General features: G+C 43.2%; 13 protein-coding genes and 2 tRNA genes. 9 read left to right on the plus strand and 6 right to left on the minus strand.

Annotation, left to right across the window (positions count from 1 at the left end):
- Positions 1-73: 73 nt before the first annotated feature.
- Positions 74-1795 (plus strand): AMP-binding protein, encoded by a 1722-nt coding sequence (locus JMX96_RS06875; RefSeq protein ID WP_201568219.1) that lies wholly within the window; start codon positions 74-76, stop codon positions 1793-1795.
- Positions 1796-1920: 125 nt separating this feature from the next.
- Here the strand turns inward: JMX96_RS06875 and JMX96_RS06880 are convergent, their stop codons facing one another.
- On the minus strand, positions 1921-2256 hold the full coding sequence (locus tag JMX96_RS06880) for a DUF962 domain-containing protein (RefSeq protein WP_227676987.1): 336 nt from the start codon (positions 2254-2256) through the stop codon (positions 1921-1923).
- Positions 2257-2716: 460 nt separating this feature from the next.
- On the opposite strand from JMX96_RS06880, the gene ppx reads away from it, so the two are divergent.
- From ppx to JMX96_RS06905, 5 genes are all read left to right on the plus strand, one after another.
- Complete coding sequence (gene ppx / locus JMX96_RS06885) at positions 2717-4282, plus strand: exopolyphosphatase (RefSeq protein ID WP_201568221.1); 1566 nt, start codon at positions 2717-2719, stop codon at positions 4280-4282.
- 177 nt (positions 4283-4459) lie between these two features.
- Positions 4460-5263 carry an acetyl-CoA carboxylase carboxyltransferase subunit alpha gene (locus JMX96_RS06890; RefSeq protein WP_102078709.1) on the plus strand — a complete coding sequence of 268 codons (804 nt, stop codon included), beginning with the start codon at positions 4460-4462 and terminating at the stop codon, positions 5261-5263.
- A 167-nt stretch (positions 5264-5430) separates the two neighbouring features.
- Entirely contained in the window at positions 5431-6993 is a 1563-nt protein-coding gene (gene tilS / locus JMX96_RS06895) for a tRNA lysidine(34) synthetase TilS (protein WP_201568222.1), read from the plus strand.
- A 177-nt stretch (positions 6994-7170) separates the two neighbouring features.
- Positions 7171-8004 carry a pyrroline-5-carboxylate reductase gene (proC, locus tag JMX96_RS06900; RefSeq protein WP_201568223.1) on the plus strand — a complete coding sequence of 278 codons (834 nt, stop codon included), beginning with the start codon at positions 7171-7173 and terminating at the stop codon, positions 8002-8004.
- Positions 8005-8123: 119 nt separating this feature from the next.
- Complete coding sequence (locus JMX96_RS06905; RefSeq protein WP_201568224.1) at positions 8124-8693, plus strand: YggT family protein; 570 nt, start codon at positions 8124-8126, stop codon at positions 8691-8693.
- A gap of 103 nt (positions 8694-8796) precedes the next feature.
- Here the strand turns inward: JMX96_RS06905 and JMX96_RS06910 are convergent, their stop codons facing one another.
- Positions 8797-9591: a hydroxymethylpyrimidine/phosphomethylpyrimidine kinase gene (locus tag JMX96_RS06910; RefSeq protein ID WP_201568225.1), complete on the minus strand. Its 795-nt coding sequence runs from the start codon at positions 9589-9591 to the stop codon at positions 8797-8799.
- A gap of 351 nt (positions 9592-9942) precedes the next feature.
- Between JMX96_RS06910 and JMX96_RS06915 the strand changes: the two genes are divergently transcribed.
- The 3 genes from JMX96_RS06915 to JMX96_RS06925 all read left to right on the plus strand — a co-directional run bounded on the left by JMX96_RS06915 (position 9943) and on the right by JMX96_RS06925 (position 11296).
- Positions 9943-10032 (plus strand) — tRNA-Ser (locus tag JMX96_RS06915).
- Positions 10033-10213: 181 nt separating this feature from the next.
- Positions 10214-10290: transfer RNA gene (locus tag JMX96_RS06920), tRNA-Arg, on the plus strand.
- Between the two features lie 343 nt (positions 10291-10633).
- A complete protein-coding gene (locus JMX96_RS06925; RefSeq protein ID WP_201568226.1) occupies positions 10634-11296 on the plus strand; it encodes an RDD family protein in 663 nt (220 codons plus the stop codon).
- 79 nt (positions 11297-11375) lie between these two features.
- Here JMX96_RS06925 and JMX96_RS06930 read toward each other — a convergent pair whose 3' ends face one another.
- The 4 genes from JMX96_RS06930 to JMX96_RS06945 all read right to left on the minus strand — a co-directional run bounded on the left by JMX96_RS06930 (position 11376) and on the right by JMX96_RS06945 (position 14509).
- Complete coding sequence (locus JMX96_RS06930) at positions 11376-12401, minus strand: calcium/sodium antiporter (protein ID WP_201568227.1); 1026 nt, start codon at positions 12399-12401, stop codon at positions 11376-11378.
- Between the two features lie 188 nt (positions 12402-12589).
- A complete protein-coding gene (panD, locus tag JMX96_RS06935) occupies positions 12590-12970 on the minus strand; it encodes an aspartate 1-decarboxylase (RefSeq protein ID WP_010196068.1) in 381 nt (126 codons plus the stop codon).
- Between the two features lie 100 nt (positions 12971-13070).
- On the minus strand, positions 13071-13652 hold the full coding sequence (gene pth, locus JMX96_RS06940) for an aminoacyl-tRNA hydrolase (protein WP_101205142.1): 582 nt from the start codon (positions 13650-13652) through the stop codon (positions 13071-13073).
- 176 nt (positions 13653-13828) lie between these two features.
- Positions 13829-14509: a 50S ribosomal protein L25/general stress protein Ctc gene (locus JMX96_RS06945; RefSeq protein WP_057758040.1), complete on the minus strand. Its 681-nt coding sequence runs from the start codon at positions 14507-14509 to the stop codon at positions 13829-13831.
- Positions 14510-14712 lie beyond the last annotated feature (203 nt).

The following is a 14712-nucleotide window of genomic DNA, read 5'->3' on the forward strand; positions in this document are numbered from 1 at the left end:
CGCATCCGAAAAACAGACAATAAGTTATGATATTCTGAGGTAAACCCAGACAATTAAGCAAGGATGCAAACGAATGAGTATCAGTACTTCTAGCAATACCGCGCCACTATGGCAAGCCACTTACGACCAATACGGCCTAGACAATCATTTGGATGTATTGGAAGATAAGCAAAATCTGATTGACTTACTGCAACCAAAGATTGAACAGCATAGTGAATTGCCAGCTTTTAGTATGGGTGCGGCGACGCTCACTTTTGGACAGTTAGACATTGCCAGTCGACGTTTCGCGGCTTTTTTACAAGCGCAAGGTGTCGAGAAGGGCGATCGCATAGCGGTACAACTGCCAAATATACTGCAGTATGCCGTGGTACTGTTGGGTTGCCTACGTGCAGGTGTGGTATTGGTCAATGTCAATCCCATGTATACCCAATATGAATTGGCACATCAGCTCACTGACGCTCAAGCCTGTGGTCTAATTGTGCTAGATGGTATGAGCACTGCTTATGAGCAATTAGATGACACAGTCAAAGCGCAGTTAAAATGGGTGGTCAGATGTTCCATAGATCCTAGCATTGCTGATAACGACATTGCCTTGCTCAGTCAGATTGGCTCAGAACAACCTGCGAACACAGATGAGCAAACACATTCCTCGACCGAATTATCAAATGAATCATCACAGCACAACATAATGTTTGCACATATTATGCAGGCCTATGGTGCAGAAGCGTTCAAAACAGTTACGATTGAACGTGAAGATTTGGCGCTACTGCAATATACAGGCGGTACGACTGGCAAGCCAAAAGGCGCCATGCTAACTCATTATAATGTCATGGCCAATGTCTGCCAGTGCTACGCGATGTTTGGTAAAACGATTGAAGCCAATCGTAGCGAGCAGATTAAAATACTTAATCCCTTACCGCTTTATCATATTTTTTCGTTTACAGTCTGCGGCTTGCTAGGTCTTTATGGCGGCTGGGAAGATATATTGGTCACCAATCCACGTGATATCGATGGTTTAGTGAATACCATTGAACAGCACCGACCTCATGTTATCCCTTCAGTGAATACATTATTCATTGGCATGCTGCATCATCCAAAATTCGCTAGTCTAGATTTTAGTCGTTTAGCCTTATCTATCGGTGGCGGCACAGCGATTATTAAAGCGGTCTCTGATCAATGGCAGCAAGTGACAGGTATGATTATTAGCGAAGGCTATGGAATGTCTGAGACGGCGCCTGTTATTTCTTTCAATCCGTCTGGCATTACAGAGTTCAATGGCAGCGTTGGACTACCACTGGCTTTGACAGATATCCATATCATTGATGAGAATGGGAATACGTGCCCAACAGGTACAAGGGGTGAGGTCTGTATCAAAGGGCCTCAGGTCATGCGCGGTTATTGGCAGCGAGACAATGCAGATACTTTTACCCCGAATGGCTACTTTAGATCAGGTGATATTGGCGTTATGAATGATGAGGGGTTTTTGACACTCGTCGACCGTAAAAAGGACATGATACTGGTATCAGGATTTAACGTATATCCCAATGAAGTAGAGGCTGCGCTGACTGAACATCCTAAAGTGCTCGAAGTCGCTGTAGTCGGGGTGGCAGATGACCATAGCGGGGAAGTGCCAAAAGCGTTTGTGGTCAAAAAAGACGCGGATCTCACCGTAGAGGAGCTAAAAGACTTTGCGAGCAAGCGTTTAACTGGTTATAAGCGTCCACAGTCCTATGAGTTTATCGATGAGCTACCTAAGACTGCTGTTGGCAAAATATTACGCAAATCCTTACGATAAGAAATGTGTCGTTTCGCTTATAGAAATGAGATGTTATCAACGAAGCTATCAATATAATTGAAAACTGGGCCGCTAAAAATAGTAGCCCAGTTTTTTTGTCACTTAATTTATATGACGACTAAACGTTATCGTGCTTTATCAAACTTGCGATCTCTCAAACTTAGATTGCCTCGTAGTACATCGCTATACATACGAAAGTCGCTGACAAAGCTTTTCAATGGAAACTTAAAAGAAGCGGGTTTGTTCTTTTCAAAGAAAAAGTGTCCAACCCATGCACAGGCATATCCAGCAGCAATGCCCTTTACCAAAGGCTTAGCTGAGCCAGTTTTGACAGACTTTGCCAATCCTAGTAGGCCAAAGCTACTACCTGCAAAATGTAGGCGGCGACAAGCTATGTTTTGATGCTCATCTAAGTAAAAATCATAAAATGCCTGTTTGGGCGGGTTTTCAGTTTTTACCATGTCTTTTTTAGCGCTACTGATAGGGGTCTCTGTATTTTGGGTAGCGTCCTTTGTGGTGGTCTGATTCATGTGACTAGCTTCCTTGCTGGTGGGTTTGATAACTATTAATTGCAGATGGTTTTTAACCGATTAGCTGGTGGCTTTTGAAGTGAGTGATACGAATAAAAATTCTGTAAATAACGGTTTTTTATTATGATATTGATAGCTTTCAATGTAGCAAACCGATATGCGTAACACAAGCGCTAGATGCTGAGCCGATACCTGTCAGTTTATAAGGTGGTCTTCGATGTTACCGCTACAGTTTTGCATTGCTTGCGAGTGTTTGGTATAAATGCTTTAATGATAAAATTGCCCTGATTTTTGTGGTTATGACTTTTTTCTATACATGTGATTTTATAACTATATAGCACGTGATTTTGGTAAACTATCCACTCTCTCTAACACGGTGACGACTTGTCCTATGCCTATTGACTACCTTACGAATCCGCCAATTGGCGATGATGAAATGATGGCAGCCATCGATATTGGTTCCAACAGTTTCCATTTAGCTATTGCTCGTCTTGACCATGGGGAAGTGCGAAAAGTAGTCTCGATGTCTGAAAAGGTACAGCTCGCCGCTGGTTTGGACGAAAATAATATTCTAAGCGCAGCCGCCGAGCAGCGCGGTCTTGATTGTTTAAGCCGCTTTGTGGCGCGCTTGGATTCAGTACCGCCAGAGCGTATTCGTGTGGTGGCGACCAATGCTTTGCGTCAAGCCAAAAATGCCAACGACTTTATTTCCCGTGCCAATAAAATCCTGCCAAAACCTATTGAGATTATCGCGGGCCGCGAAGAGGCGCGATTGATTTATTTGGGCGTCTCGCATACCAACGAGAGTAGTGATAAACGCTTGGTTATGGATATTGGCGGCGGTTCGACAGAGTTTATTATTGGTCAAAAGTTCGACCCATTATTGACTGAAAGTTTACAAATGGGCTGTGTTTCTTTTACTCAAAAATTCTTTGCTGACGGACTGATTACTAAAGAAGCTTTTAATAGTGCGATTTCAGGTGCACGCAAAGAAGTCTTAGCGATTAACGGTCGTTATCAAAAGACGGGCTGGAGTAGCGTAGTCGGCTCAAGCGGTACAATCAAAGCGGTGCGTAATGTTTTAGTATCAAAAGGTTGGGCCGATGAGCAAGAACGCATTACCTATAAAGGTGTCAAAAAATTAGAGAAATTGCTGATCAAGATTGGCAATATTGATGATATCGAGTTAGAAGGCGTCAAAGAACATCGTAAAGCTGTATTTCCTGCTGGTGTGGCAGTATTGCGCGCGGTAATGAAAGTATTGGGTGTTGAGACCATTACTTACTCAGATGGCGCGTTACGTGAAGGCGTTATGTACGATATGCTCGGGCGCTTTGCTAGTGAAGATGTGCGTGACCGCAGTGTATTAGCCTTAATCAAGCGTTACTCAGGGGACAAAAAGCAAGCCAAACAAGTGGTAAAAACCAGTCGCCATTTATTCGAACAAGTAAAAGATAAGCTTGCGCTGTCCAATGATGATTGCGACTTGCTCAGACGTGCTGCTTTCTTGCATGAGATAGGACTGGCAATCAGTCACAGTAGCTATCACAAGCATAGCGCGTATTTGCTTGAATACTCGGATATTCCAGGATTTTCGCAAGTTGATCAAAAACGCATGGCGCAGCTGATGCTTAACCATCGCCGCAAGCTTAAAGCCGATATGCTAGAGCAGACTTGTCAGATTGGTGGTGACCAGTTGGTTTATCTCTGCTTATTGTTGCGCCTCGCCGTACTGGCACATCATAGCCGCAGCGATTATGCGTTACCAGAGCTAGAACTAAAGGTAGTCGCTGAAAACAGCTGGCAAATCACCTTAGCGGATAGCAGTGAACATTATGCTTTCTTGCTCGCAGATTTGCGTACTGAGATTGACCAGTTTGCCAAATGGGGCGTACAGCTTAATGTGATTGAAGCTCAAGAGGCTGAGACTCCAGAGGTTGAGCAGTTACCATTGTAAGTATTGAGTTAAAGATTAACGTAACAAAAGCGGCGTTGTCGATAATGTCATGCTATTTAAGATGTGCTACTATAGCTCCTATTGAGTTTACAACTGTACTTTCATTATCTGAACACGGATAACGATATTATTCTTAAACATAAATACATTAAGTATAATTATTAAAGGGAAGCGTCTATGAGCACTGTCTGGGATAGTGTGCAGCTTGCACGACACGCCAAGCGTCCATTATTTATGGACTATGTTAATCAGCTTTTTACCGAATTTGACGAGTTGCATGGCGATCGTGCTTTTGCCGATGACAAAGCCATTTTGGGTGGTCTTGCGCGTTTTGATGGTCAGCCTGTAATGGTAATTGGTCAGCATCGTGGTCGTAGCACCCGTGAGCGTATTGCTCATAATTTTGGTATGGCCAACCCTGAAGGCTATCGCAAAGTGATTCGTTTGGTCAAAATGGCCGAGCGCTTTAATATCCCTGTGATGACCTTTGTGGATACCCAAGGTGCCTATCCTGGTATCGGTGCAGAAGAGCGCGGACAAGCACAAGCGATTGCAGAAAGCATCGCTGTGTTCTCTAGTCTGAAAGTGCCTGTGATTGTGACTATCATTGGTGAAGGTGGCTCAGGCGGAGCATTAGCGATTGGCGTTGGTGACAAAGTAAACATGCTACAAAACAGCATCTATTCAGTCATCTCGCCAGAAGGTTGTGCTTCTATTCTTTGGAAAACCGCTGAAAAAGCACAAGACGCTAGTGAAGCGCTAAAACTAAACGCCATTAACCTTTATCAAATGGGTTTGATTGACGCTGTCATCGAAGAGGGCGAAGGCGCACATGTGCAGCCACAACCTGTGATGAATGCACTAAAAGCACTGATTACTGAGCAGCTTGATGAAATCAAAGATTTAGATCCTCAAGAGCGTTGTGAGCTACGTTATGAAAAACTAAAGTCTTTCAATTCAGAAGTAATGTTGCCTGCTTAATTGGTTGCTATGGCGCCTTTATTGTTAAGTCGCTATTATTCAATAATAGGCTTTTCATATTAGAGCCTGAGTCTTAATGCTAAAATAAAAACGTGTCATTTAATGGCGCGTTTTTTTATGGCTGTTAGTATATGAAGCATCTAAAATAACGAAAAATAAGGCTGACTATGACCAGCAGCGCAATCATCTCACATCCCATTAAATCGATTGCCGATTTGCCAGTTGATAAGACACTAGCAACCGCATTATTGAGCAGTATGTCTGAGTATAATGATCAGCTGCATGGTCGTCGCCTTTGGCTGGCATGTAGTGGTGGGCGTGATTCATTAGCTCTTGCGGCGCTGTGTGTGCAGCTCTACCGACAAGGTAAATTACCATGTCTGCCGCAGCTGTTACATGTCGATCATGGGCTACAATCGGATAGTCGGCATTGGGCTAAGCATGTTGCCAATTGGGCAGCGGCTCAAAAAATACCTTGTCGCATTTTACAGGCACAAGTGAATGGACATGATGAGCAGGCCGCTCGGCAAGCACGCTATAATGTTATGCGTGCTCATATCAACCAAGACGATGTATTACTATTAGCGCATCACGCTGATGACCAAGCTGAAACGGTATTAATGCGATTGATTCAAGGAGCAGGAGTCAATGGTCTGTCTGGTATGCAGCCATGGCGAGTGCAAACGCAGGGCGCACAGCGTAATATCCTGTGGCGACCTTGGCTCACGATACGACGAGCCACTATTAGCGCCTATGCCAAGCGCTTAGAGTTGCCTTATATAGATGATCCTACCAATGACAGTGGCGACAACGTACGTAGTGGGCTACGCCGCGATATCATGCCAATACTGGCTGCGTACAACCCTAATGTCATTGATAATATTGCTCGCAGTGCGCAGCTGTTAAGTGATGCACAGGAAACAGTCAGTGCTCAAGCTATGCAGGATATGCAGCAGACAGAACATACAGACCTGCAACTTTTACCCGCACAGCGCGTACTAGATATCAATGCGTTGCAAAATCTGCCTATGTATCGTCAGCGGCAATTATTGCACTATTGGCTCGGTCAAGATGAGCCACTACCGCCTGCTAAGCAACTCGTCGATGATGTGCTAACTCTCAGCCAACGTGATGACCAAGATCACCAGACAGAACTGTTTTGGCAAGGTCGTAAGGCGTCTTATACCATTCGGCGCTATCGTCAGCAGCTCTATCGTATGAGCAGCGGGTGGCTATCTTGGCTAAATGTACCGCTAACCGAGCAGGTGCTGACTTTATCTAATAATTTATTTAGTCATTCAGCTGATAATAATTCAGTCTCACTCATTTTACGTAGCAGTGATCATTATACTTGGCAGTTGCAAGTAAAGGTAGATGCGCTGGTACGATTGTTAGAAAATAGTGCGGACGGTATAGCACAGCAGGCAGTGTTAAAAGTAGCACCGTTAGAACGTAAGCAACGGTTGAAAACTGAGATGGCTGCGCGACCACAAGCAGGCAAAAAACTGTATCAAACCCTTGGGATCCCATTATGGCTACGAGACAGCTTAATGGTAGTCAGCATTACTTTTATAAATGAATCCGAAGATGGAAGCGAAATAGAAACTGATATTCCTCTATTACTAGCATCGCCATTTGAGAGTTGGCTTTTGAGTTCTGAGCAGACCGATAACGATGCCAAAAGCAACCAATTAGCTGAGTACATCAAAAGTGAGCTTAGTCTAAAATAGAAAGCGTTAAAAGTTTAATATCCGTTGGCTGACTCATTGATTTTTATCAGGTTGATGTCAGGCGCGACATTTTGAATTTATCAAACGGGGATAGTGGCAGTATGATAAACTGAGTGTCGTTTTACATATCAGTATGTTAAGTTGAATACCTTTGAATTTTGTGACTAGGAGACAAGTATGTCGGTATTAGATAATAAAAAAATCAGTTTTATTGGTGGCGGAAACATGGCACAAGCGCTCATTAGCGGGCTTGTGGGTTGCGGCATCAAACCAAATCTAATCACGGTCGCCGATCCTAGCAGCAATGCACGTGAGCAATTAGCCGCCAAAGGTCTAAATACTGTTGATCCAATGGCTGATCCAAAGTCTGCTGTGATCGGTGCAGATATAGTGGTACTCGCAGTCAAACCACAAATGATGAAAGTAGTGGTAAGTGCTTTTGCTGACGTATTAGACACTCAATTAGTTATTTCAGTGGCTGCAGGCTTGTCGACTGATCTTTTATCAAACATGTTGGGCGGCTATAGCAATATCGTCCGTGCAATGCCAAACACGCCTTCTATGATTCAAATGGGTGCGACTGGCCTCTACGGTACAAACAATATCTCAGCGGAACAGAAGCAGCTAGCAACAGCCGTTATGGAAGCATCAGGTTTGGTCATGTGGGTCGATGACGAAGAGCATATGCATGCCGTTACAGCCGTATCAGGTTCAGCGCCAGCGTATATGTTTTACTTCATTGAATCGATGGTCGATGGGGCAGTTGCATTAGGGCTGGATAAAGAACAAGCCTCAGCGCTTGCTATGCAGACTATGTTAGGTGCTGCAAAAATGGCAATGAACAGTGATGATGCACCAGCTGAGTTACGCCGTAAAGTGACTTCACCGAACGGTACTACTCAAGCAGCGGTTGATTCAATGCAAGCCAATGAGATTGGTCGTCAAATCAGCGAGGCCATGCAAGCTTGCTATGATCGTAGCCAAGCGTTAAGTGAAGAGATGAGTAAGTAAACACTGACAAGGTGTGCTGTGAGTCACCACTGACGTCACACCTTATGTAATCATCAGCATCTGATAATGACATTTGTCATCCTAGAATCTGTTAATAATGTCACATTGAGTAGCACTTCATGAACAACATGTTATTTCAAATTTTTGATTTGGTCACCACATTCGCTATGATGCTGGTGTTTATTCGTTTTATGTTGCAGTTTGCAGGGATGGATGCGAGCAATCCGATGATTGCACCTGCTTATAAAGCAACGCATATCGTCGATGTATTTGGGCGTATTTTTCCGACTGTCGCACAGGGTCGTATTAGCATTGCCGCTATCGTGTTGATGTTTTTGATTCGTCTAATCGACATCTCTGGAAAGGCCGCATTGACGCATAAAGGTATTGCGCCTGTACCGCTATTCTTTACGGGTACCACTAGCTTATTGTTAGACTTTTTACGCATGTGTCGCTATCTAGTGATTGGTTCTATCATCGTTAGCTGGATTGTGGTGTTTACCAGATCTGAGCATCCGGTTATTGGCATTATCATTAATTTGGCTGAACCTATTTTGGCCCCGTTTCGTCGTATTACGCCGAATTTAGGTATGCTCGACTTATCGCCAATGGTGGCTTTCTTAGCATTTTATTTGCTTGAGATATTTATTGGTGGTTTGGCCGCGAGTGTGTTGCCAACCTTGGGTTAAGTCTAATTAAATTTAAAGACTGTCATAAAAAAGGCGTTCTATAAAAATATAGAGCGCCTTTTTTGCGTCTGCTACTTGGGTAAGCTATAGCTTGTTAGATATGCTAAAAACGAACAAAGCGATTTGGTATGAGTTGAGCTTGCGAATCATCAGGATGCGGTGCATCAGCTGCCCGCAATGTCTGGGTAATCCAACTGTCAGCTGCTTTTACCGCATCAATGAGAACATCGCCCATTGCCAAGCGTCCAGCGATGAAGCTGGCAAGTGAACATCCTGAGCCATGGAACTCACCATCTAAGCGCGGCAAGGTGCTTTTATGGACCATTTCGCCCTGTATATATAAGTACTGCTCGATGTCACCGCTATCAAAATCATGTGAGGTCTTTACTAATACCGCATGAGCGCCTTGAGCACATAGCTTTTGCGCACCGATATGCAGGTCTTGCTCACCGCTAAGCGCACGTAGCTCATGAGTATTTGGGGTAATTAAAGTGGCGTAGGGTAGCAATTGTCTAAAGGCGCTAACCAGTGTTTTCTCATCACCCAAGCTGCCACCGCTATTTGCAACTAGTACAGGGTCTAAGACAAATGGCGTGTTGTTATCGATAACTTGATCAGCAAATAGTTTGGTCAACATTGCGATATTATCAGTAGTGCCAAGCATACCTGATTTGATAGCACTAACAGGTAAGTCATCAAGCACCGCAGTAGCTTGAGCTTTTACCAATGATGCCGCACAAGCCTCAAAGCCAAATACCTGCTGCGAGCTTTGGATAGTGACCGCCGTACACGCGATGGCTGCATGTGCCCCTGATTGTCCAATGGCCTCGATATCCGCTTGTAATCCAGCACCGCCTGAAGGGTCTAATCCTGAAAAACACAGTACGACAGGTCGCATAATAGCTCCTTTTGAGATATTTTGAAATAAGTGACAAATACTATAGCCACCTACTATTAAAAAATCTATCATAGTCTTATGCTTGTGGATGAGGTATAAGACGGTAGAGTGAGTAGGCCTAATATTAGTGAGCAGTTTGGTCGTTATATTTAGCGATGATATGTCGCAATTTTCCTTATAAAAATGCAATATAAGTACTTATATCTATAATTTTGATAAAAGCCGCATTAAATCTGTAGACAACGCTTGCAATTCGTTTTGGCTTTGTTATAATACTCGCCCACGACATGAGACGTATTGTTAGCATCAATACTATGTTTATAGATTTTTTATAAATGTCTTGAATCGTTAGGTGAAGTGGGTGAGTGGCTGAAACCAGTTCCCTGCTAAGGAACCATACGTGTAAGCGTATCGAGGGTTCGAATCCCTCCTTCACCGCCATTTATTCAGTTGTTATTAGAGTAGTAACGCAATATACTGCGTTAAACATTTTAATAATTAATTCAAAAAATAATTTGTTTTAATTAAAAAAGATGTTGACACAAGCGATATTATCTATATAATGACCAACCTAATTTACTGCAAAAGATATTATCTTCGCAGTGGATAAAGTGCAAAATACGCGCCTGTAGCTCAGTTGGATAGAGCACTTGGCTACGAACTAAGGGGTCGGGAGTTCGAATCTCTCCAGGCGCACCATTTGCATAATGGCTTAATTTAAGCTGATAAAACATTAAAATAATCGCCTGTCTTATGACAATTGGCGGTTTTTTTATGTCTGTAATTTTTACCTTTCTACTTATTTATTCTACGATCATCTCTTGTATGTAGCATGATTGGATAGCCAACTCATAATATTAAAGAGCAATCTAAAATATTAAAGAGCAATCTAAGATATTAAAGAGCAATCTAAGATATTGGACAGTCATATACGATGTTAGGCCATCTACGATGTTAAATAGTCATCTAGGATAATGTACGATAGCCCCACCATTTACGGTACAATAGCGTTACTATTCACTGCTTGCTATGAGCTTGTACCATGTCAAAAAGTCCATCTAAACATCCGTCAAAAACGACTCGCAAATCAAAGCCTCAATCGAGTGCGCCTGTACAGCAAGATCCTAACGAAGAGCCAACCATCGCTAAGCCTATGATTCGTGTCGTGGCGATTCTCTATGATGGTATGCTGATTTTGGCGCTTTTGTTTTTGGTCGGGACGATACTAACCGTCGTTGGTACGCTGTTGACTATGGAGACGGGTACCGAGTCATCACAAGCTCAGTCACTGCCGTTCTGGTATCAGAACGCTATTATGACGCCATCATTTGTACTGACGCTTGTAGCGTTCTATGGGATATTTTGGCGCCGTGGTGGTCAGACATTAGGTATGCAGACGTGGCGATTAAAAACGATTAATGATGCAGGTCAATGGCTAACGTGGGGACAGTCGTTTAAGCGTATTTTGGCCGCTTGTCTAATGCCGCTGATTTTTGGCATTATTGGCAGTCTCATTGATGGGTCACGCGCCGCCTTATTGGCCAGCGCGTTTCTTGGTTTGGTATTCAACTATGTGTTCTGCCTGTTCAACCCTCGCGGTCTGGCGGTACAAGATATGCTGTCCAACACCATTACTCTAAAAATGCCGAAAGTGGCACATGAAGGGCTATGGCGCGGTTTTAAAAATCGTAAGAAAAAATCGTAGTCTGATTTTATTGACCTAGTAACTCTTACCGACGTAATAATTTAGTCGTATCACTGCTCAATTGGTTCAGCCTAAACAGTTACATACTAACGCTTTGAATCAGCCATGCGGTGTAGCCCATAAAGAACAGTACCAATGTGGCACCTGACGTACGACCGAATTGGCGTTTTGTTTTAAAAGCAAATGCGCATAGTGTCACTAGCAATATAGTCAAGACTCCCATTGCCATCACATCACGCGACAGAATCACTGGGTCGGCGGCGATAGGAGCAATGACCGTTGCTAAGCCGACAACTGCCAAAGTATTGAAGATATTAGAGCCAATGATATTGCCGAGCGCCATATCATGCTCGCCTTTACGGGCTGCTGACAAGCTCGATACCAGCTCAGGCAATGAGGTCCCAACTGCGACAATCGTTAGACCAATGATAAGCTCACTAAGCCCCCATAGCGTTGCCAACTCGACAGCACCCCAAACGATAGCGCGTGAGCTGGCTACGAGCATCAGCATACCGATAATTAAACTGACAAGACCACGCGTTACGCTTGGTTCTAGCTTTTCTAAGCTCTCTGAGTTATTTAAGTGCTCTAAGTTATTTGAGTGCGCTGAGTCAGCATTAGCCACGACTATATCGTCTTCGTGCTCATGATAGCCTTCGCGTATACTCATTATGATCTGTAGCCCTAAAACGGCGACCAACAAAATCAACAATACGATACCATCAGCTTGGCTCAATGTCCCATCACGTAACTGCCAAGCGGCGATAACAGTAATCAGTAGCAGCAAGGGCAAGTCGCGCTTTACGATGCCTCTACGGATGATAATAGGACTAATCAATACAGTTGCACCGAGTACCAATGCGATGTTGATGATATTTGAGCCATAAGCGTTACCTAGAGCCAGCTCAGGGCTGCCTTCTATTGCTGCTAGCACTGATACCACCATCTCAGGCGCTGACGTGCCTATACCCAATATTAAGACACCAATTAAGAAGCTAGGCACACTAAACTTCTTTGCTAGTGCTGTCGCCCCATCAATAAAGACATCGGCACTCCAAACTAAAATTGCTAACCCAATCAGTATTGCAAGCGCGGCCAACCACATTAGTATGTTTCCTTTTATATGATGAAAAATGTGAATTTGATAAATAAAAATGGCATAAAAAAAGCTGAATCTTGATTTAGATTCAGCTTTCCCTTTAGCATCGAGATTTTTAGTAATAATAGCAGTTAATTCAAAGATGTAACTTTGTGTTTATCTTAAATTTACCAAAACCTCACCATCCTGTCATATTAAGCAACTTGTACAGGAATGATATTTGCTGTGTCTTTTACGGTGTTGTCTTCGTTGCAATAGACAAGTTTTGGCTGATACGTTGACGCTTCAACTTCATCAAAATGCGCGTAAGCACAAATGATAACGATATCGCCCAAATCTGCCATATGAGCCGCAGCACCATTTAATGAGATAATACCAGAGCCCGCCTCAGCACGGATAGCATAGGTGCGAAAGCGCTTACCGTTGGTCACGTTATAGATATCAATAGATTCATTTTCGCGTAGACCAGCAAGATCTAATAGATCGCCGTCGATACCGCAAGAGCCTTCGTAATGAAGCTCGGCATGGGTAACACGGGCACGGTGTAATTTGCATTTAAGCATATTAAGTAGCATAGGTTGGTTCCTTGGCGTAACTGATATTAATTAACTAAATCAAAAGGTTAATGGGGATAAAATTACCAAAATAAAAGGTCATTATCATTGAACGACTATATTATTCTGGTAATTTAAAGCCATTAATTTGTGAACGTGCTTTTTCGACATCACCATCCAACAACAATGGGAGCGCTTCAAAAGCAGCTGTCAGCGCGCTATCAATCGCAATCTGCTCATCAGGAGATGCTTTAGAGAGAACGTGTCCACTAACTTTAGACTTGTGACCAGGATGGCCGATACCCACACGCAGGCGATGAAAATCATTGCCAATATGCGGCGTGATATCACGTAGGCCGTTATGACCACCATGTCCACCGTCTGTTTTGAGTTTGATACTACCAGCTGGAATATCGAGCTCATCATGAGCAATCAACAATTCATCATTTTTGATGCCATAGAAATTTACCATAGGCACCACTGACTGACCAGATTTATTCATAAACGTCAGCGGCATAAGTAAACGCACATCAGACCCATGAATCTGCCCACGCCCTGTCACTCCATGAAATTTCTTATCAGGGGAGAGCGTGATATTAAACTGCTGAGCCAAATGATGGACAAACCAAAATCCTGCATTATGACGCGTAAACATATACTGCTGACCAGGATTACCAAGACCGACAATAAGCTTTATGGCCATAAAAACACCCTGCTTGAATTTGATAAATAGGGGTAAGGATTGAAGTACTGATAGACAGTTTATTTTCAAACCTTACTTACAAAAACAGCAGGAGATTTTAATCACCTGCTGTCTTATTGACTAAACGAATGTATCACTAACCAGCACAAAATAATGCACTAGTTAGAAATAGTATATTACTCGCTGTCTTTGTTTTCTTCAGTACCGTCGTTTTGCTCAGTTGCTGGTACTTCATCAGCATCAACGTCAGCATCAGCATCAACTTCTTCTACTGTTGGTGGCTGCATGTTAACGATAGTACGGTCATGGCCGTCTTCTAGCTCAAGCTCATGAATTACAACGCCTTCAGGAAGTTTGATGTCTGATAGACGGAACAAATCACCGATTTCCATGCCAGACACATCTACTTCTAGGTATTCAGGAAGTTGTGATGGTAAGCAGATAACTTCGATATCAGATACTAGAGTAGATAGTACACCAGCAGCAGCAGTACCAGGCGCATCTTCACGACCAGTGAAATGAACAGGAACGTTCATGTGGATTTTCTGACCTTTTACAATGCGCTGGAAATCAGCATGCATTGGGAAGCCTTTAGCTGGATGGCGCTGCAAGTCTTTGATAACTGCTTGATGCTCTTCACCGTCAACGTTGATAGTCAAGATGTGTGAGAAAAACGCTTCGAATTCTAGTGATTTTACTAGTTCGTTAAGCTTGATAGAGATAGCTGTTGGCTCTTCGTTACCACCATAGATGATGGCAGGAACTAGGTTCTGCTTACGTAGGCGGCGGCTCGCACCTTTACCTTGTAGTTCAGCAGCACGATCAACGGCGTTTAGTTCAAAATGATTAATGCTCATGGATATAATCCTATAAAAAAAATGATGAAGTGTCTGGTCATAAAAAAGTGGATTTGCGACCAATCCACTAATACGTGATGATAGCTAATATTATCGTTACGAATAAAACTCGCAATGTCTAAGCTTAGCCATTTGCTTATAGCAGCGCTCGCTATGATAATTACTATAACGATGGTTGCTGTTAAGCATGATCAGCACTTTTG

The sequence above is a fragment of the Psychrobacter sp. JCM 18900 genome, assembly GCF_904846625.1.
GTDB lineage: Bacteria > Pseudomonadota > Gammaproteobacteria > Pseudomonadales > Moraxellaceae > Psychrobacter.

Bases quoted from the DNA above. Each gene is read 5' to 3' on its own strand.
- JMX96_RS06890 (WP_102078709.1), top strand. From the start codon at position 4,460: ATGAGCACTGTCTGGGATAGTGTGCAGCTTGCACGACACGCCAAGCGT.
- JMX96_RS06945 (WP_057758040.1), bottom strand. From the start codon at position 14,509: ATGAGCATTAATCATTTTGAACTAAACGCCGTTGATCGTGCTGCTGAA.
- ppx (WP_201568221.1), top strand. From the start codon at position 2,717: ATGCCTATTGACTACCTTACGAATCCGCCAATTGGCGATGATGAAATG.
- proC (WP_201568223.1), top strand. From the start codon at position 7,171: ATGTCGGTATTAGATAATAAAAAAATCAGTTTTATTGGTGGCGGAAAC.
- JMX96_RS06880 (WP_227676987.1), bottom strand. From the start codon at position 2,256: ATGGTAAAAACTGAAAACCCGCCCAAACAGGCATTTTATGATTTTTAC.
- JMX96_RS06910 (WP_201568225.1), bottom strand. From the start codon at position 9,591: ATGCGACCTGTCGTACTGTGTTTTTCAGGATTAGACCCTTCAGGCGGT.
- JMX96_RS06925 (WP_201568226.1), top strand. From the start codon at position 10,634: ATGTCAAAAAGTCCATCTAAACATCCGTCAAAAACGACTCGCAAATCA.
- JMX96_RS06905 (WP_201568224.1), top strand. From the start codon at position 8,124: ATGAACAACATGTTATTTCAAATTTTTGATTTGGTCACCACATTCGCT.
- panD (WP_010196068.1), bottom strand. From the start codon at position 12,970: ATGCTACTTAATATGCTTAAATGCAAATTACACCGTGCCCGTGTTACC.
- tilS (WP_201568222.1), top strand. From the start codon at position 5,431: ATGACCAGCAGCGCAATCATCTCACATCCCATTAAATCGATTGCCGAT.
- JMX96_RS06875 (WP_201568219.1), top strand. From the start codon at position 74: ATGAGTATCAGTACTTCTAGCAATACCGCGCCACTATGGCAAGCCACT.
- JMX96_RS06930 (WP_201568227.1), bottom strand. From the start codon at position 12,401: ATGTGGTTGGCCGCGCTTGCAATACTGATTGGGTTAGCAATTTTAGTT.
- pth (WP_101205142.1), bottom strand. From the start codon at position 13,652: ATGGCCATAAAGCTTATTGTCGGTCTTGGTAATCCTGGTCAGCAGTAT.